The 18,031-nt window shown below is 60.8% G+C and carries 17 protein-coding genes and 1 pseudogene; 11 read left to right on the forward strand and 7 right to left on the reverse strand.

Annotated elements, in window-relative coordinates:
* Position 1: 1 nt before the first annotated feature.
* The 7 genes from AC3IP0_RS03375 to AC3IP0_RS03405 all read left to right on the forward strand — a co-directional run bounded on the left by AC3IP0_RS03375 (position 2) and on the right by AC3IP0_RS03405 (position 8,978).
* Positions 2-1,597 carry a glycerol-3-phosphate dehydrogenase/oxidase gene (locus AC3IP0_RS03375; RefSeq protein ID WP_489318261.1) on the forward strand — a complete coding sequence of 532 codons (1,596 nt, stop codon included), beginning with the start codon at positions 2-4 and terminating at the stop codon, positions 1,595-1,597.
* Positions 1,598-1,617: 20 nt separating this feature from the next.
* Positions 1,618-3,186 (forward strand): FGGY-family carbohydrate kinase, encoded by a 1,569-nt coding sequence (locus AC3IP0_RS03380; RefSeq protein WP_489318262.1) that lies wholly within the window; start codon positions 1,618-1,620, stop codon positions 3,184-3,186.
* A 229-nt stretch (positions 3,187-3,415) separates the two neighbouring features.
* On the forward strand, positions 3,416-4,705 hold the full coding sequence (locus AC3IP0_RS03385) for a phospholipase (protein ID WP_489318263.1): 1,290 nt from the start codon (positions 3,416-3,418) through the stop codon (positions 4,703-4,705).
* 60 nt (positions 4,706-4,765) lie between these two features.
* Positions 4,766-6,721: a DUF1302 domain-containing protein gene (locus AC3IP0_RS03390; RefSeq protein WP_489318264.1), complete on the forward strand. Its 1,956-nt coding sequence runs from the start codon at positions 4,766-4,768 to the stop codon at positions 6,719-6,721.
* A 134-nt stretch (positions 6,722-6,855) separates the two neighbouring features.
* On the forward strand, positions 6,856-8,229 hold the full coding sequence (locus AC3IP0_RS03395) for a DUF1329 domain-containing protein (RefSeq protein WP_489318265.1): 1,374 nt from the start codon (positions 6,856-6,858) through the stop codon (positions 8,227-8,229).
* 87 nt (positions 8,230-8,316) lie between these two features.
* Positions 8,317-8,562, forward strand: a complete 246-nt coding sequence (locus AC3IP0_RS03400; RefSeq protein ID WP_046038645.1) for a FitA-like ribbon-helix-helix domain-containing protein — start codon at positions 8,317-8,319, stop codon at positions 8,560-8,562.
* A complete protein-coding gene (locus AC3IP0_RS03405) occupies positions 8,559-8,978 on the forward strand; it encodes a type II toxin-antitoxin system VapC family toxin (protein WP_489318266.1) in 420 nt (139 codons plus the stop codon). The genes AC3IP0_RS03400 and AC3IP0_RS03405 overlap by 4 nt, the downstream gene beginning before the upstream one ends.
* A 145-nt stretch (positions 8,979-9,123) precedes the next feature.
* On the opposite strand, the gene AC3IP0_RS03410 is transcribed toward AC3IP0_RS03405, so the two are convergent.
* Both AC3IP0_RS03410 and AC3IP0_RS03415 read right to left on the reverse strand, forming a co-directional pair.
* Entirely contained in the window at positions 9,124-9,987 is an 864-nt protein-coding gene (locus AC3IP0_RS03410) for a methyl-accepting chemotaxis protein (protein WP_371318451.1), read from the reverse strand.
* Between the two features lie 42 nt (positions 9,988-10,029).
* Positions 10,030-11,043, reverse strand: a pseudogene (locus AC3IP0_RS03415) (methyl-accepting chemotaxis protein); the annotation flags it as partial.
* Between the two features lie 260 nt (positions 11,044-11,303).
* Between AC3IP0_RS03415 and pmrG the strand changes: the two are divergent.
* Entirely contained in the window at positions 11,304-11,975 is a 672-nt protein-coding gene (gene pmrG / locus AC3IP0_RS03420) for a lipopolysaccharide core heptose(II)-phosphate phosphatase PmrG (protein ID WP_489326649.1), read from the forward strand.
* Between the two features lie 31 nt (positions 11,976-12,006).
* Entirely contained in the window at positions 12,007-12,834 is an 828-nt protein-coding gene (locus AC3IP0_RS03425; RefSeq protein ID WP_489326650.1) for a phosphatase PAP2 family protein, read from the forward strand.
* Positions 12,835-13,023: 189 nt separating this feature from the next.
* On the opposite strand, the gene AC3IP0_RS03430 is transcribed toward AC3IP0_RS03425, so the two are convergent.
* From AC3IP0_RS03430 to AC3IP0_RS03440, 3 genes are all read right to left on the reverse strand, one after another.
* Positions 13,024-14,430, reverse strand: a complete 1,407-nt coding sequence (locus AC3IP0_RS03430) for a DUF2252 domain-containing protein (RefSeq protein ID WP_489326652.1) — start codon at positions 14,428-14,430, stop codon at positions 13,024-13,026.
* A gap of 157 nt (positions 14,431-14,587) precedes the next feature.
* Positions 14,588-14,836, reverse strand: coding sequence for a hypothetical protein (locus AC3IP0_RS03435; RefSeq protein ID WP_489326654.1), 249 nt, complete (start codon positions 14,834-14,836; stop codon positions 14,588-14,590).
* Position 14,837: 1 nt separating this feature from the next.
* Positions 14,838-15,191, reverse strand: a complete 354-nt coding sequence (locus AC3IP0_RS03440) for a DUF6124 family protein (protein WP_489326656.1) — start codon at positions 15,189-15,191, stop codon at positions 14,838-14,840.
* A gap of 419 nt (positions 15,192-15,610) precedes the next feature.
* On the opposite strand from AC3IP0_RS03440, the gene AC3IP0_RS03445 reads away from it, so the two are divergent.
* Positions 15,611-15,862, forward strand: coding sequence for a helix-turn-helix transcriptional regulator (locus tag AC3IP0_RS03445; protein ID WP_095942455.1), 252 nt, complete (start codon positions 15,611-15,613; stop codon positions 15,860-15,862).
* A 29-nt stretch (positions 15,863-15,891) separates the two neighbouring features.
* On the opposite strand, the gene AC3IP0_RS03450 is transcribed toward AC3IP0_RS03445, so the two are convergent.
* Positions 15,892-16,353: an isochorismatase family protein gene (locus AC3IP0_RS03450; protein ID WP_489326658.1), complete on the reverse strand. Its 462-nt coding sequence runs from the start codon at positions 16,351-16,353 to the stop codon at positions 15,892-15,894.
* Positions 16,354-16,556: 203 nt separating this feature from the next.
* Between AC3IP0_RS03450 and AC3IP0_RS03455 the strand changes: the two genes are divergently transcribed.
* On the forward strand, positions 16,557-16,820 hold the full coding sequence (locus AC3IP0_RS03455; protein ID WP_489318273.1) for a hypothetical protein: 264 nt from the start codon (positions 16,557-16,559) through the stop codon (positions 16,818-16,820).
* 181 nt (positions 16,821-17,001) lie between these two features.
* Here the strand turns inward: AC3IP0_RS03455 and AC3IP0_RS03460 are convergent, their stop codons facing one another.
* Positions 17,002-18,021 carry a zinc-dependent alcohol dehydrogenase gene (locus tag AC3IP0_RS03460; RefSeq protein WP_489326659.1) on the reverse strand — a complete coding sequence of 340 codons (1,020 nt, stop codon included), beginning with the start codon at positions 18,019-18,021 and terminating at the stop codon, positions 17,002-17,004.
* Positions 18,022-18,031 lie beyond the last annotated feature (10 nt).

Raw genomic sequence — 18,031 nt, forward strand, 5'->3', positions numbered from 1 at the left:
CATGAGCCTGGACTGGAACGCGGCGTGGCGACAGCGGGTGCTGCCGACGCTGGCGGATGAAACCTGGGACCTGATCGTCATCGGCGGCGGCATCAGCGGCGCCGGTATCCTGCGCGAAGCCGCGCGTCGTGGCTGGCGCTGCCTGCTGCTGGAGCAGCGCGATTTCGCCTGGGGCACCTCCAGCCGCTCCTCGAAAATGGTCCATGGTGGCCTGCGTTATATCGCCAAGGGCCAATGGCGCCTGACCCGCGATTCGGTCCGCGAACGCCAGCGCCTGCTCGACGAAGCGCCGGGGCTGGTGGAGCCGATGAGTTTCATGATGCCGCATTACCGTGGCGGTTTTCCCGGACCTCGGGTGCTGGGTGGTTTGCTGTCCATCTATGACGCATTGGCCGGGCGGCGCAGCCATCACTTCCATGATGCGCAACAACTGCGTTATCTGGCGCCCGGGGTGAAGGAAGACGACCTGCTGGGCGGCACCTGTTTTGTCGATGCGCTGACCGATGATGCCCGTCTGGTGATGCGCGTATTGGGCGAGGCCCGGGCCGACGGCGCCGTGGTGCTCAACGGCGTGCGCGTGCAGCAATTACTGCGTGAAGAGGGGCGCGTTTGCGGGGTTGAGGTCGAAGACTGCGAGGGCGGCGGATCACTGACATTGCGTTGCGGTGTGCTGGCCGTGGCCACCGGCGCGTGGGCCGAGCGCTTGCGTCTGCCCGATGCCCCTCGCCAGTTGCGCCCCTTGCGTGGCAGTCATCTGTTGTTGCCGGGCTGGCGCTTGCCAGTGGCGCAAGCCTTCACCTTCCTCCACGAGCGCGACCGTCGACCGGTGTTCGTTTTCCCGTGGGAGGGTGCCACGGTGGTCGGCACCACGGACCTCGATCATCACGGCGATCTGGACCAGAGCGCGAGCATCAGCTTTGATGAACTCGACTATCTGCTGGCGGCCTGCAGCCAACAGTTCCCCCAGGCCGGGGTGGTCGCAGCCGATGTGCTGTCGACCTGGTCGGGAGTGCGCCCGGTGGTGGGCAGTGCGGCGGGTGAGCACCAAGACAAACCGTCGAATGAAACCCGTGAGCATGTGCTGTGGCAGGAGCCTGGTTGCGTGACCCTGGCCGGCGGCAAGCTGACCACCTTTCGCCCGCAGGCCATCGAAGTGCTCAAGGCTTGCGCGGCCATGCTCGACCGTCCATTCGTTGATGACGCCGCGCCGGTGTTCGCCGCCGTGCCGCCGCTGGCGATACCGGGGCTCAGCGCCAACCGTTGGCGGCGCCTGGCCGGGCGGCATGGCCGCAACCTGCCGAGGCTGGCGAAGCTACTCGTCGAATTGGGTCACGACAGCGTCGGCGGCACTGACACCTTGTGGGCGGAATTGGCCGTTGCCTGCGATGGGGAAATGGTCCTGCACCTGGATGACCTGCTGCTACGCCGAACCCGCCTGGGCCTGTTGCTGCCGCGCGGTGGCGAGGATTATTTCGCTGCCATTCGCCAACTCTGCCAACCGCGACTGGGTTGGGACGATGAGCATTGGCAGCAGGAATTACAGCGTTATCGGGCGTTGTGGCAACGCCATCATGGTTTACCGGATGCCGCGCATTGATGCCCATTGAAGAGAGCTCCATGGATAACCACCCGAACAAGCGTTACCTGTTGGCCATCGACAATGGCACCCAGAGCGTGCGCGCGCTGCTCTTCGACCTGCAGGGCAATCTGCTGGGCAAAGGCAAGGTCGAGTTGCAGGCCTATTACTCGATTCAACCCGGCTGGGCCGAGCAGGACCCGGAATATTACTGGGCAAAACTGGGTGAGGCCTGCCAGCAGTTGTGGCAGCAAACCGGCATCGATCGTTCACAGATTGCCGGGGTATCCCTGACCACCCAGCGCGGCACCGTGATCAACGTCGATGCCCAAGGCAAGGCGCTGCGCCCGGCGATCCTGTGGCTCGATCAACGCCAGGCCGAAGTCAAAGGCGGCATCAAGGGCCCGTGGGGCTGGCTGTTCAAACTGGTCGGCGCGCAAGCCACGGTGGACTACTTTCGCGCCCAGGCCGAGGCCAACTGGATCGCCCGCAATCAGCCTGAAGTGTGGGCGGCGACCGACAAGTTCTTGCTGCTCTCGGGGTTTCTCACCCATCGCCTTTGCGGGCGCTTTGTCGATTCGGTGGGCTGTTGCGTCGGTTACCTGCCGTTCGACTTCAAGCGCTTGCGCTGGGCCGCACCCGCCGACTGGAAATGGCAGGCGCTGGCGGTGCGTCCCGAGCAACTGCCGAGCCTGCACAAGCCCGGTGAAACCCTAGGCTACATCAGCGCCGAGGCCAGCCGCCACACCGGCATTCCCGAGGGGCTGCCGCTGATCGCCGCGGGTGCCGACAAGGCCTGCGAAGTCGTGGGTTCCGGTGTCGTCGACGCAGGTACCGTGTGCCTTTCCTACGGCACCACGGCGACGATCACCAGCACCCGGTCGCGCTATCTGGAAATCGTCCCGTTGATTCCACCTTACCCGTCCGCGGTGCCGGATCAATACAACTGCGAGGTGATGATCTATCGCGGCTACTGGATGGTCAGCTGGTTCAAGAACGAGTTCGGCCTGCGGGAAATGCAGCAGGCCAAAGCCCAGGGCGTGGAGCCCGAGCAACTCTTCGATGCGCTGGTCGACGCGGTGCCGCCGGGCTCCATGGGGTTGATGCTGCAACCCTACTGGTCGCCCGGCATCCGCGAGCCGGGTGTGGAAGCCAAGGGCGCGATGATCGGCTTCGGCGACGTGCATACCCGCGCGCACATTTACCGGGCGATCCTCGAAGGCCTGGCGTATGCCTTGCGTCAGGGCATGGAGAAGATCGAGAAGCGCTCGAAGGTCTCGATCACGCGCTTGCGTGTTGCCGGAGGAGGTTCGCAGAGTGATGCCGCGATGCAACTCACGGCGAACATTTTCGGCCTGCCGGCCGAGCGTCCGCACGTCTACGAAGCGTCCGGCCTGGGCGCGGCCATTTGCTGCGCGGTAGGGCTGGGGTTGCACGCAGATTTCCCCACGGCGATGGCCTCCATGACGCGGGTCGGTGCGGTTTTCATGCCGCAACCCGAGGCGCAGCAGATCTATGAGCGACTGTACAAGGAGGTCTACCTGCGCATGTATCGACAGCTCAAGCCGTTGTACCAGAGCATCCGCAAAATTACCGGTTACCCCGCCTGAAAGAACACCGTAGATCCCCCCCTGTAGGAGCTGCCGAAGGCTGCGATCTTTTGATCTTCGAGTCCGCCAAAATCAAAAGATCGCAGCCTTCGGCAGCTCCTACAGAGGAACCATAGGCAACCTTGCATGTGGCGCTATCGGAGAGCTTTTCTGGTGAGATTGGACAGTGTCAGGGGCAGGGTCGGTTGTTAGGCTCAACCCCCACGGCACATCCAATAAGAACCAGGCAATGAAGCTGACATTCCTCCTGTTGCTGCTTTGTGCAACTGCCCCGACAGCCTGGGGCTGGTCCAACCATACGGTGGGCAGCTACCTGGCGTTGCAGGATTTGCCGACGTTACGTGATGCGCCACAGGTCGAAGTCGAGCCGCTGGAACAGTTTCTTTCGCAGCAATACCAGGCCGTGAGTGCGCTGCTGGATGAGCAGGAACGCTTCGCCCGCGAGCACTTCGCCCAATACCCGCCGCGCCCCGACAACCTGCGGTTGCCAGCCGTGCCTGGGGACAATCTGCGCCACGACTTCCTCACCGCACTGCGCATCAATCCCGGGGTTCATTTGGCGATGGTCATCCAGCCGCTGCCGGGCAAGGATCTGCCCGAGCGTGAACACCTCAAGGCCGGACAAGTCATGGTGGAGCAGACGCTCTCACCGTGGAATCGCCAGCGCTTCATCGTTGTGGCTGACCACGAACCAGTCGCGCCCCTGGCCGTGTTGGCCAGCGCCGCCGACGAGCCGGATTACGGCCACGACATCAACCTGTTCAGCGACAACCCGGGCGAGGTGGGCGCGTTGTACGGTTTCGGCCCGCAGCCTTTCGGTGACGCGCGTTTTCAGTACAGCTCCCAGGCGCCCTTTCATATGGGCTTCTTCCATGAAAGCCCGGTGGTGTATGCCGCCGCCGGTTTTCTTCAGCGCAGCTGGCCGGACTGGCGCGCCTACCAATACATGGGGTTGGCGCGACTGGCGTTTGCCACTGGCCATCCCTATTGGGGTTATCGATTTCTCGGTTGGGGCCTGCACCACGTTCAGGACCTGACCCAGCCGTATCACGCCAAGCCGCTGCCGGGTGTCGAACTGGCGAGCCTGTTGTTGCTTGAAGGCAAGGCCCTGGCCGGCTTCGATGCCGACAAGCATGCGGCCATCGAACGGGTCGCCACCCGGCACATGGAGGTGGAGAAATATCAGTCGACCTGGCTTCGTCGCCTGCTGCGCGCCGGTCAGGCACACCCGATGCTCGACGCTTATGCCGATTCTGCACAGGACGCCCGTTATCCGCCGTACTCGGTCGACTACCTGCGCGAAGTGGTGAGTGCCGAGTCCGTCGACCAATCCGCGGCGTTTGATGAAGCCATCGGCCAGTGGCTGGACACAGCACCGATCACCAGCGATTTCAGCAGCAGTAATCAGCTGCAACGCGAAGACTTCGACCATCCGGCACTTAACCGGCAGCTGCTCAAACTGCTGGGGCATTTCGGCGCCCACAGCCGGATGTACGCCCGTGCGGGATTGGCGCCATAGCCATCGTTGCAACGGTGTCAGAAGACAAAAACAATAAAACCAGGGAAAGAGGAAAGGATCATGAGCACTCGATTTCGCCTGTCTGGCGCGGCGCTTCCCGGCGTGGGCCTGGCAGGGCTGCTGCAACTGTGCGCGGTCGACGGCGTGCAGGCCAAGGAGTTCAGCGTGCTGGACAACCAGGTCACCGGTTCATTCGACAGTACCTTGTCTTATGGCCGCTTGTGGCGGGTCCAGGGCCGGGACAAGAACAACGACGACGTCAATACCAACGACGGCAATCGCAACTTCGATACCGGGCTGGTTTCCGAGGTGTACAAGATCACCTCGGAGCTCGAGGCCAACTATCAGAACTACGGGATGTTCGTGCGCGGCACCGCGTTCTATGACACCCAACTGATGGACAAGCGCAACGATTACTACCGCAACAACAACCCGTCGCAACCCAGCCAGAGTTTCCCGCAGGACGACCACTTCACTGACCAGACCCGCGATATCGCCGGCAGCCGGGTGGAGATGCTCGACGCCTACCTCTATGGCAACTGGGACGTCGCGCAGATGCCGCTCACGGCACGTATCGGGCGCCAGGTGTTCAACTGGGGCGAGGGGATTTTCTACCGTGGCGGGATCAACACCACCAACCCGGTGGATGCGGCCAAGTACCGTCTGCCCGGGGCCGAAGTCAAGGAAGTGCTGGTACCAGTGGAAGCGCTGAGCTTCAACATCGGCCTGACCGATAGCCTGACCATGGAAAGCTTTTACCAGACGAACTGGAAGGAAACCCGCATCGACCCGGTTGGCACGTTCTACTCGCAGACGGACCTGTTCGCCGACGGCGGCAACACCGCCTACAACAACTTCAGCGGTACCGCGCTGGACACTCCGGTGCCTGGCTTCGGCAACGTCATCGATCTGTACAGCGCGCTGGGCAACAACCCGCTGCTCAGCCAGGCCCTGAGCACTACCGGCCTGTACGCCAACGGGGTAACCCCAGCCTTTGGCAACACCGTCAAAGTGGCCACGGTCGGCAAGGATTTCAATGCGCGCAACGACGGCCAGTTCGGTTTCGCTTTTCGCTACATCGTAGAAGAGCTCAACAGCACCGAGTTCGGGTTGTACATGGTCAACTACCACGCCAAGGAGCCGACCATTTCCGCCGATCTGGGCGGATACCAGGGCATCGACATGAATGCCCTGACCAACCTGTTGGCCGGTGTCGCCGGCAGTCAGGCGGGGCAACTGGCCAACGGCCTGGCGACCATGGATGTGCTGGGCAATATCCAGGCGCATCGGCGCTACGCCGAAGACATCCGCATGTACGGCTTCAGTTTCAACACCACCCTGGGCCAGGCGTCGGTGTTCGGTGAAGTGGCCTATCGGCCGAACCTGCCCATCGGGGTTGCCGCCACCAACGACCTGATCGGCGACCTGGCCAACGGCGCCGCCGCAGCGGCAGGCGGCCAGACCATCAACATCGGTGGGCAGCAAGTCACGCTCGACAGCCAGATCAATAACGCCGAGCGGGTGGAAGCGTTCAACACGTCCGTGGGCACCATTTACAACTTTGGCCCGAGCCTGTCATTCGACTCGATGTTCGGCGTATTCGAACTGGCGTCCGAGCACCTGCGCGGTAGCAGCCTGCAATACACCGCGTATGACGGCAGTACCCGTTACTACGCTGGCACCGGTAACTTTTCCTATGTGTCCGGCGGCGAACGCAGCGACCAGGTCAACCGCAACTCCTACAGCTACACCGCGATGCTCAACGGCACCTGGAACGACGTGTATGCCGGGGTCAACGTCTCGCCTTATGTCGTCTACAAGGATGACTTCGAGGGCAACAGCTATCAGGCGGGCAACATCATCGAGGGCCGCAAGGCCTATACCCTGGGGATCAAGGCCAACTACCAGAACAAGCTGGAGGCCGAGCTGCAATACACCGAGTTCTACGGTGGCGGGCAGGACAACGGCCTGCGTGACCGCGACAACGTCGGCTTCAACCTCAAGTACTTCCTTTGATTGCTACACGCAGACCCTGTGTGGGACCGGGCTTGCTCGCGAAAGCGGTGTATCTGGCGACATCTGTGCTGGATGTGCCGCCCTCTTCGCGAGCAAGCCCGCTCCCACAGGTTTTTGTATTTCGGAGAACGATCATGTTTCACACCTCACGACTGACCAAGACCACGCTGGCGCTGTTCCTGAGCCTGGCCGCTGGCAGCGCACTCGCCGCGGTCACGCCCCAGCAAGCCGAGCAATTGAAGACCACGCTGACGCCGATGGGGGCCGAGCGTGCCGGCAACGCGGCCGGGACCATTCCGGCATGGAGCGGCGGCATCACCCAGGCGCCGGCGGGCTACAAACCCGGCCAGCATCACCTGGACCCGTATGCGGCGGACAAGCCGCTGTTCACCATCACCAAGGCCAACCTTGAACAGTACAAGGCCCACCTCAGCCCGGGTCAGATCGCACTGTTCAACAGCTACCCCGACACCTTCCAGATGCCGGTCTATCCCTCTCGCCGCTCGGGCTCGGCGCCGCAGTGGCTGTATGACAACACCTTGAAAAATGCGACCTCGGCCAAGCTGATCGATGGCGGGACCGGTTTTGCCGATGCCTATGGCGGTGTGCCGTTCCCGGTGCCCAAGGATGGCATCGAGGTGCTGTCGAACCACATCACCCGTTATCGCGGCATCTATGTGGTCCGTCGTGCCTCCGAAGCGCCGGTACAACGCAACGGCAGCTTCGCGCTCGTGACCTCGCAGCAGGAGGGACTCTTCAACTATTACCGTCCGGGCGGGCAGTTTGCCGACCTGAAAAACATCCTGTTCTACTACCTGGCATTCGTGAAGAGCCCGGCCCGGCTGGCGGGCGGTGCGGCACTGGTTCACGAGACCCTGGACCAGCTCAAGGACCCGCGTCAGGCCTGGGTCTACGATGCGGGTCAGCGTCGTGTGCGCCGGGCGCCGAACCTGGCGTATGACACCCCGATCGCCTCATCCGACGGCCTGCGCACGGCGGACGATACGGACATGTTCAACGGCTCGCCAGACCGCTACGACTGGAAGCTCAAGGGCAAGCAAGAGGTCTACATTCCCTATAACAACTACAAAGTCGGCAGCCCTGAGGTGAAGTACGAGCAGTTGCTCACACCGGGCCACCTCAACCCTCAATTCACCCGTTATGAGCTGCATCGGGTCTGGGTGGTCGAAGGCACGCTCAAGCCGGGTGCACGGCATATCTATTCCAAGCGAGTGCTGTTTCTGGACGAGGACAGTTGGGGCGCCGCATTGGTGGATCAATACGACGGGCGAGGGGAGTTGTGGCGGGTGTCGATGGCTTACCTGAAAAACTTCTACGACCTGCCCACCACCTGGAGCGCGCTGGACGTATTCCATGACTTGCAGGCGCGTCGTTACTACGTGCAGAACCTGGACAACGAAGAGCCAGCCACAGTGGACTTCGCCCAACCGGTACCGGAAGACGCGTACTTCATGCCGTCGGCATTGCGCCAGCGCGGGACGCGGTGATATTGGCCATTCGGAAGATTGCCGGGTTTTGGTTTACCAGGATGTGCTAGCCTGCAATCAATGATTTCATTGATTGCAGGAGGCATCATGGCCAGCATCACAATTAGAAACCTTGATGAGAAGCTCAAGGAGCAGCTGCGTATCACAGCGGCTCATAACGGACATTCCATGGAAGAAGAGGCTCGGCTGATTCTGGGCAGGGCCTTGGCGACTGTTGATCGTGCCGGTGGACTTGGAAGCAGGATCCGCAACAGATTCAGCGCTCTCGGAGGCGTCGAGCTTGATCTGCCAGAGCGTTCAGAGAAAGCAACGGCGGTGGATTTTTCTGAATGATAGTGCTCGATACCAACGTTCTTTCAGAGTTTATGCGAGTCGAGCCTGAAGCCCGGGTGCTTGCCTGGGTCGATGCGCAGCCATCGATGGATCTGGCAGTCAGTGCGGTAACGGTGGCGGAAATACTCCACGGCATCGCACGCCTGCCTTCGGGCAAGCGCAAACAGAAACTTGAAGCCCATGCCATGGCAATGTTCGAAGAGGACTTTGCCGGACGCATTTTGCCCTTCGATGCTCATGCCGCTGTTGAGTACGCAACGCTGACAGCCGGTGCTGAAGCAAATGGGCGTGCGGTTTCAATGGCAGATGCACAAATTGCCGCCATTTGCCGAAGCCATGGGGCTGCCATAGCCACCCGCAATATTCGCGACTTCGGATTTCCCGGGATTGAGGTCATCAATCCTTGGGAGGCCTGAGCATCTGCGCAGTCATCCACAATGCAATCGCGAGCAAGCTCGCTCCCACAGGGTTTTGGATCGTTCACAGAGTCTGTGTTCGACTCTTTACCTGTGGGAGCGAGCCTGCTCGCGAAGGGATCTTTCATTCACGGCAAGGCGAATGTCATACGCGGAAGTGGCTGACCATCTGCTGCAATTGACCACCCAGCCGCGCCAGCTCAACGCTGGACTTAGCGGTCTCATCGCTCGCCGCAGCGGTCTGTTCGGACACATCGCGCACGTTGATGATGCTGCGGCTGATCTCTTCGGCCACGGCGCTTTGCTGTTCTGCAGCGGCGGCGATCTGCTGGTTCATCGACTGGATGTTGGACACCGTGCGGGTGATGTTCTCCAGTGACTCGCCGGCCTTGCGGGTCAGGGCCACGCTGCTGTCGGTGAGGACGCGGCTGTTGTTCATCACGGCGGACACTTGTTGCGTGCCGTTCTGCAAACCGGCCACCAGGCCTTCGATTTCCTCGGTGGATTTCTGCGTGCGCTGGGCCAGGCCCCGGACTTCGTCGGCCACCACCGCAAAACCACGACCGGCTTCACCGGCACGGGCCGCTTCGATGGCGGCGTTGAGCGCCAGCAGGTTGGTCTGTTCGGCGACTGCCTTGATCACGTCCATGACGCTGCCGATCTTGTCGCTTTCCTGTTGCAGCACGCTCATGGCTTCGGTGGAGCGCACCACTTCACTGGCCAGGCGCTCGATCTGGGCGATGGCTTCGTTGACCACTTTGTCGCCTTCACGGGCTTCGCCGTCCGCCGCCGCAGCGGCTTGCGAGGCTTCTTCGGCGTTGCGCGCGACTTCCTGCACGGTGGCGGTCATCTCGTGCATGGCGGTGGCGACCTGATCGGTCTCGACTTTCTGGCTGTTGACCCCGGCGCTGGTCTGCTCGGTCACGGCCGACAGCTCTTCGGCAGCGCTGGCGATCTGGGTCACGCCGTCGCGGATGCCGCTGATCAAGTCGCGCAGGGTCACGCCCATGCGTGCGATGCCTTGCTGCAACACCCCGAGTTCGTCGCGACGGGTGACCAGCACATTGTGGGACAGGTCACCGCTGGCGATGCGATCGACTACCGCCAGGGTTTCGCGCAATGGGCGGGTGATCTGGCGAGTGATGACCACGGCGGCAATGATGCCTACCAGCAGTGCCAGCAGGGTGCTGATCAGTTGCAGGGTACGGGCCCGGGCGCTTTCGGCGTCACGACGGTCGAGCTGGATCTGATACAGCTGATCGCTCTGGGATACGATGGCGGCGCCCTGGTCGGTCATTTCCTTGCGCGCTTGCACCGCGTCATTGCTGGCGGCCTTGTAGGTCTGCAAGGCGCTGCGGTAGTTGCCCAACGCGGTTTCCAGCTGACGCAGGGCGTCTTGCCGGGAGTCGGCGAAATGCACGTTCAGCGGTTTCAGGCTGGCGATGGCGGCGTCCAGTTGGCCGACGGCTTTTTGCTCGGTCTCGGCATTGGTACTGGCGGTGTAGCCGCGCACTTCGTAGCGGGCCAGCAGGAACGCTTCCTTGGCAGTCGTTATGGCCTGGAACTGTTCGAAGCGCTGGTCGCTCAACGGCATTTGCTGCACGCGGGCATTGATGTCATTGATCAGCGTGCTGGCGGTTTCGGCGTTGGCACTCATGGCGTCGCGGGCGCTGTTGCCGGCGCGATAGGCGCTGCGCATCTTGCCCAGGGACGTCCTGTAGGCGTCGATGACGGCGCCTTGCTCTCGCAGCAGCTTGAGGTTTTCCGGGCTCTTGAACTTCGCCAGCAGGGCTTGCTGCTGGGCCGAGAAGGCATCGAGGGTGGTCTGTACGTTCTGCGCGGCGGTTTCGTCGCCGTTGGTCAGCATGTATTGCAGGCGAACCACGCGCAGCTTGGTCAGGCCGGCGTTGAGCTGGGTGATGTCGCTCATCCAGTTGCTGCGGTCGATCAACCCGCCCAGGCTGGTCCAGCCGGTCAGGGCCAGGACGCAGGTCAGTGCCAGGACCAGGCCAAACCCCAGGCCCAGTTTCAGGTTCACGCTGATGTTGCCGAACCAGCTATTCATCACATTCCTCCAGGAACTTGGTACTTCTTTATCGTCGGTTGGCTGGAAGATTGTTTTTTTTGGAAGCCGCCAAGCTGTGTAAGCAGGATGTATCGGCAGCAATCCCGGGAGCTGAAAGGTTTTTTCCGAACGGATTCTGTAACAAAATTTTTACAATGCTTTTAAGCTTTTTTTCACATGGGTTTCACCAGACACCGACGCGCGTTTCTTTAACCTGCCTGGATCTAATGAGGTAGTGCGTGCCGGCGAGGCGGCTTGATGTGGAATTAAGACTGAGTCTTTTCGGGATAAAACGCTCGATCGATCTGAGCCGCTTAGCCCGCTATCGCAACGCTGCGGTGGTGTTGGCCTCGGCGTTGCTGGTGATCCCGTTGACGGTGTTCCTGCTGCGACCTGCCGCCGTTGCGGACCTGGCTCACGGCAATGTGACCGGTGCACAGGCGTTGATGACCGGATGGGCCAAGGGCGACCTGATCGTTCTGGTGCGCCACGTCGAACGCTGCGATCACTCCTCGGCGCCTTGCCTGTTTGGCAACGATGGCATTACCGAGCGCTCGCGCCGTGTCGCCATGGGTGTCGGAGCGCACTTCCAGAACCTGGGCCTGGACAAGGCCGATATCTACAACAGCCCGATCCTGCGGACGGCGCAGACCGCCAGCTTCATGTTCGACAAGGTCGGCACGGGCGAAGACTGGTTGATCAGTTGCAAGGGCACCATGCTGCGCGACGCGTTGGCGCACAAGGTGGCCGGGCGCAACCTGATTCTGGTGACCCACAGCGAATGCATGGACCAACTGGAAAAAGACCTCCATTTGCCGACTTCGACCCTGGGTTACGGGGCCTCTCTGTTTATCTCCGCCGAATCGCCGCGGACTCCGCGCATGCTTGGCTTTATCGAAGCATCGGATTGGCCGACGGTGACGCCCCGTTGAATTTCACCATCCCTTTGAATCAGGACTGAGCATGCTGACCGTTTCCCGCTTTTACTGGGTGAATTTTGGTATTCCGCTGGCCTGCGCGGTCGTGGTGTTCCTGATGTTCGACATGACCAGTATCGACATCGTCTTCAACAATTACTTTTTTGATCCGGTGACGCAGACGTACCCGTTGGACCAGGTCCATCTGTTCGAAAAAATCACCCACAAATGGGCGCGGATCATCCCGAACTGGACCGGTGAAATTGCGATTATTGGTGCCTTGCTGTCGTTTCTCTGGCCACGCCTGAAGGCCGAAAAGCACGCGAAAATCATCGCCTTCCTGGAAAAAATCAAAGTCGCACCGGTGCTGCGTTTTGCCAACCGCCATCGACGCGACTTTCTCTACGTGGTGTTCGCGTTCTCCATCAGCACCGGGGTCATTCACTACCTCAAGGGCCACACCAGCGTGTATTGCCCGATCGAGACGACCCTGTACGGCGGCAAAATGGAGCACATTGAGTGGTATGAAAATTTCGACCTGCTGAAAGTCGCCGGTGAGGGGCGCTGCTGGCCGGGCGGACATGCGTCGGGCGGTTTCACCATGCTGGCGTTGTACTTCGTGGCGCGCCGTTATCGTTGGCGCTACTCGAAAGCGATCATGTATGGCTCGCTGACCCTCGGTTTCATCTATGGCACCACACGGGTACTGCAAGGGTGGCACTACATGTCCCACACCTTCTGGGCCGGGATCTTCGTGTGGCTGGCGTGTTTGCTGACGGCGCTGGCGTTTTACGGGCGAGCGAGGCTGGAACAGCCCGTGCTCTCCAAAGCGCAACAACCGGTGTTGGCGGCTCAGACTCAACCTGTGAATTGAGCTGACGATTGAACCGCAAAACCCGCACTCCGAAAGGGCTGCGTGTTTTTTTTAAAAAAAAAGCCCGCGGGAGGGCGGGCAAACCGTAGTTTCTTGAATGAGCGAGTGCAATGTACAGGCAGTAACGGAACCGTGGGGTGAAGAAAAATTCATCTCGCTCCAAGCTCCGTACCAGAGCTTGCGACACCGCTACGGCAAATGATCCGCGGCAAAGTCTGCTTCCGACCGGGCACGCAAACGGCCCTTGCGGCAGGCTTGCTGGAACCGCTCGAAATCACGCTCGTTCTGCTCGGTATAGCCCTGGGCGTATTTATAGAGCGCGTCGGCCAGTGCGTCGCTCTTGCCGATATAGCCGCTGATCACCGCCGCGTGCCCGGAAGACTTGGCGTGGGCGCGAGCCAGGGCCCGGCCGCAGAGCCGGCCATAGGCGGCGAATGCGTCGCCATCGAAGGTCTCGAGTTCGGCGGAGATTTTCATATCGCGTAATTGCCGCACATGGAAATGCCGCCCGCTGGGGCCGGTGGTCCAGCCGAGGAACAAGTCACTGGCTGATTGCATCAACCGCTGGCCATCGACCACCCGTTGCCCCTCATGCCGCACCCGCGATCTGGTCTTCACGTAGCCGGCGAGCACCGAGCGTCGCGCTTCCTTGAATTGCAGGAACAGCGGGAACTCCTGATCGTCGGTCAGCAGCGCCACCAGGCAACGGGTACCGACACTGCCCACGCCTACCACTTTGAACGCCATGTCCTGCACGTGAAAACGCGACACCAGTTCACGGCGGTCCGCTTGCAGGGTGCCGCGATAGTCGCGCATGAAGGTGTCGTAGAGCGGACGCCAGTCCGAGAGGCGCAACCAGTCGTCATCGGCGTCCAGCAGTGTGGTGTTTTTGTGCAGGTGGAAAATTTCCGGCAGGTCATCGCGAATGATCAGACGACCATGGGCGTCGCGTTCGCTGATTTTTGGCAGCAGTTCGGCGTGGGTGCGCCGTTCGGCTTTGGCGATGGCGCGTTCCACATGCTCCATGGTGCTTTTGTTGGCCTGCGCCAGCAGGTCGTCATAGCTGATGGATTCGTACCAGGTTTCCAGCGAGCTCTGTTCGGCGCACTCCAGCATGGTTTTTTGATAGGCGCTTACCACGTCATGGCAGATGTTTTCCTCAACGGATTCCCCATGGCGCAAGTCGCGGGCGGCCACCAGGAAACTCGCCACCAGGCGTTTCAAGTCCCACTCCCACGGCCCGGGATGGGCTTCGTCGAAGTCGTTGACGCTGAACAACAGGTTGCGCTCCGGCGTTGCGAAACCGCCGAAGTTCATCAAGTGGCTATCGCCACAAATCGGCGAAACCAGCCCCATGCTCGAGGTGCCCGCCAGGTCGTGTGCCTGCAGCAGCGCATTGCCGCGATAGAAGGTGAACGGTGACACCAGCATGCGTCCGTAGCGCAACTCCACCAGCGATTTGATGCGTCCTTCACTCGACGCCTTGATCAGCGGTATGGGGTCGCGGTCGACATTGCCCAAGGCTGCATGCGAACTGCGGGAACACTTCTTGCGCGCATCCTTGCCTTGCTTCAAACGGTCGGTGAGGGTGGTCATGGAGGCCTATTCGACAGGGGTTACAGGGCGATTGCGGATTGAGTGTAGAAGGGCTTTGCGGGTTCATCAGAAACCGCGTTCAAGTATCCGTGGTGTGCTGCGATGAGCGCGGCTCTGGAGTTGGACGATCTCAATGAGACCGTCCATTTTTCAAGGATCAAGCCTGCATCCGCAACCGCCGCCCAACCACATCCAGCAAATCGCAACCATCGCGCAGGGACGTGACCAGCACCCGCGCCAGTTCGCTGTAAACACCCTCGTCAGCCGCGAAACTCTCCAGCAATTGCGTCGCGGTTCGAATGCGATAAGCGGCTGTTTCGTGCAGCACATCCAGTGGTGCTTCAGTGTCGATCAGCAGCGACGCGATGGTGCAGTCGATGCCGGTCATCGGCATGTATCGATCCATCTCAAGCCTCCACTTCGTCGAGTGGCGCAATGTTGTCCAGTGCCCGGTTCACCAGCAATTGCGCCAGCACGGCCAGCTGCTGGATCGCCAGGGCGATGTTGCGACGCGAACTCTCAAGCTCGCAGGCAAGGTCAGTGCTCATGACGTTGAGCGAGGCGAGGGTTTCACTGGCGTGGGTGAGCAGGGACGGTGTGTCGATGTTGGGGCGGAGGGTGAAGACGTGGCTGATGGGGTCGAGGTGATTGGGGTTGCGGAGGCGGGCGCTGATGGTGGGTTCGGTGGTTTTCGATAAGTCGATTTTGTCTTCAGCTAAATTGGCTGGGGTTTCCGGGGGATTGGGGCTGTTCTTTTTCAAGATGGCATTCCTCACACTGTTTAGAGAAGCTGCCATCCCCTGCTGTCAAACAGGATTGGGTGGCAGCTATACGCGGGTTGACAGACCGGAAGTGTGAGAACCCGGTGCACCCGAAGGTGCCCCGCGCACAGCCGCCATAATCGTGACTACATGCGCGAATGCATGCTGTCTGATTTGGGAGGTGTGAAGGGTACACTTTTCAGCCTGTCAAAGCCGATCGCTGATGTGCAGCGACCCTTGAAGGCTATCGTCGAGAAGTTGCGTCCGCCAGTTCATGAAAGGCGATGCGTTTTGCGGGAAATGTCCTAGGACGTGAGGAAGGCGTCGAGATGGGTAACCGCTTGGATGCTGAGCCAAATCGATTCGCAGTAATGTCCTGTATGCAATACATTCGATCACCAATGTCACGGTAACCGAACATGGATCAATCTCTTCTGCTATCCCGCCTGGGACACCAAATACGTGAAAAGCGTAAGAGTCACGGACTGACGCAATCAAGAGTTGCCGAGCTTTCCGGGTTGCCGCGACAGAAAGTTATTGCCGTGGAAAAGGGTACATCCACCGTTGCGATGGTCGCGTATGCCCGAGTTTTGTGCGCATTGGATTGTGAGCTTTCTGTGATTCCGGCAGCACTGCCAACGCTTGAAGAACTAGGTGAACTGTTCGAGTGAAACGACGGCTTTTGCGTGAGCACAACAGCTTACAAGTCCGCCAATTTTACCGTGTGCTTGAAATGATGCTCCCAAAGCCTGACCCCCAACCCTCCCGTCCGGTCCAGCGATGACCCCACCGTCAAATCCGTGATCAACGTCGGCCGCAAACCCGCATCAAACAGCGCAAACCCCGCCGCCAGGCAGCAGGTTTCGGTCTGCAGGCCGCACACCAGCACGCGTTCAACGTTCAGGCTTTTCAGGTAGTCGATGGTTTCCGGTGTGGGCGCGTAACCGTGCTTGATAAAGATGCGGTCGGCCGGGATCAGGCTGTCATCGTCCGGCGCGGGGTGCCAGCCGAGCTGTTTTTCGAAGGGGGTTATGGATTCGTCATGGCGCTCGACCGTGGCGACACTGGGCAGGGTGCCGATGAGCGCCTGGATACCGTCGATCAGCCATTGCGGCGGGGCGAAGCCGGGTTGTACGTCGATGATCAGGAGGGCTTGGCGCATGGGCTTCTCCGAGGGTGATGGCAGTGATAGGGGCGACTGTGCACATAGCGGCATCGCGCGACTGTCCATGTAACCCTATCGTCAGATTTTACCTGTCACAAAGTGCTTTTGTGAGTTGTGGGCGTACGATGTAACTCACGTTTTCGCTGAATTCCCGGGGGAGCGAACGAAGCGACTGAGCGATATGGCATTGGAGAAACATCATGATTCCCAAGCACTACTTGAAAGCCCTGGCGACGCTGCTCATCGCCGTTGGCGTGCAGTGGGTGACGCTACCCGTCTACGCGACCGAGCAGGGTCAACAACGGCGTGAAGCTCGCGATACCAGGCAGGAAGGGCGCTCCACTGCCCGGCAAACCAAGGATGAATGCAGAAAGGGCAGCGACAAGAGCAACGTGGAATGTCGCCAGGACAAGCGCAGCACCAAGCAGGATACCCGTCGCACAGCCCGGGATATCAAGTACTGATCGTTTGCGTGGGTCCTGATTGCGCCTGCCGGCAGGCCGGTCAAGCGCTTCGGGATTTCGAGAGATGGTGGATGTCCGCTTCGATCCAGGGCGGACATCATCGAAATTCGCTGTAGTCATGGTGGTCGTTTGCGCAAGAACGATGATGCAGCCGTACCATCACCATGTTCTGGCTTGAGACTCATCCGAACGTCACCAACACCTTGGCCGATTCATCTGCACGCGCGGCGGTAGCGAAGGCTTGCTCGAAGTCTTCGAAGGCGTAGCGATGACTGATCAGCGGGGTGGTGTCGATCCGGCCTGCGGCGAGGATCTCCAGCACCTCACCAAACTCGGTGGGATAGGCCATGGCGGTGGTCACTTCCATCTCCTTGCCCAGCGCCATCGCCAGATCCATGGCGACCGGTGCGTGATGCACCGCCACCACCGTCAGATGCGCCCCGAAACGTGCGCGCGCAATGATTTGGGGAATAACCGGAGCTGCGCCCGACACCTCGATGAATTCGTCGGTATCCACCACTGGCATCCCGTAGAGTGTGCCAGCGCCATGGCGCTTGCCGATTTCAGCCCACAGATCGCAATTGTCGGGATTGAACGTGGCGTTTGCACCGAGTGCGCGCGCACGTTCCAGACGTGAGTCCACGCGATCGACGGCGATGATGTCCGCAACGCCGCGCAGACGGAGCATCGCCACGACGCCGAGCCCGATGGGGCCCGCGCCGAAAACAACCACCTTGCTACCAGCGCCGGCACGCGACCGGTTGACGCCGTGCAGCGCGACGGCGAGCGGCTCGACCAGCGCAGCGGTTTCGAAGTCCAGCGTGTCGGGAATGGGGTAGACCGACGACTCGGCCATGACATTGCGCACGAGAATGTGCGAGGCGAAGGCCCCAGGGCCTCCGGAGCCGATCATGTTCGCAGGCGTCGTCGGGTTGACCACCACGCGCTGGCCTTTGCGCAGCGCCGTCACTCGCGCGCCTACCTCCTCGATCACGCCCGAGAACTCATGCCCGAGCGACAAGGGACCATCGCCCCCCATCGGCAGGCCACCGGCGCGCGCATAACCGAGGTCAGAGCCGCAGATACCGCAGACCACGACCTTGACCACAATATCGTCCGGCCCGGCACTGGGGCGTTGTACCTGTTCGACACGAATATCGTCAGGACCGTGAACCGTTGCATGAAGCATCAATTTCGTCATAGTGGATTCC

It is taken from the genome of Pseudomonas sp. GL_103, assembly GCF_057835175.1.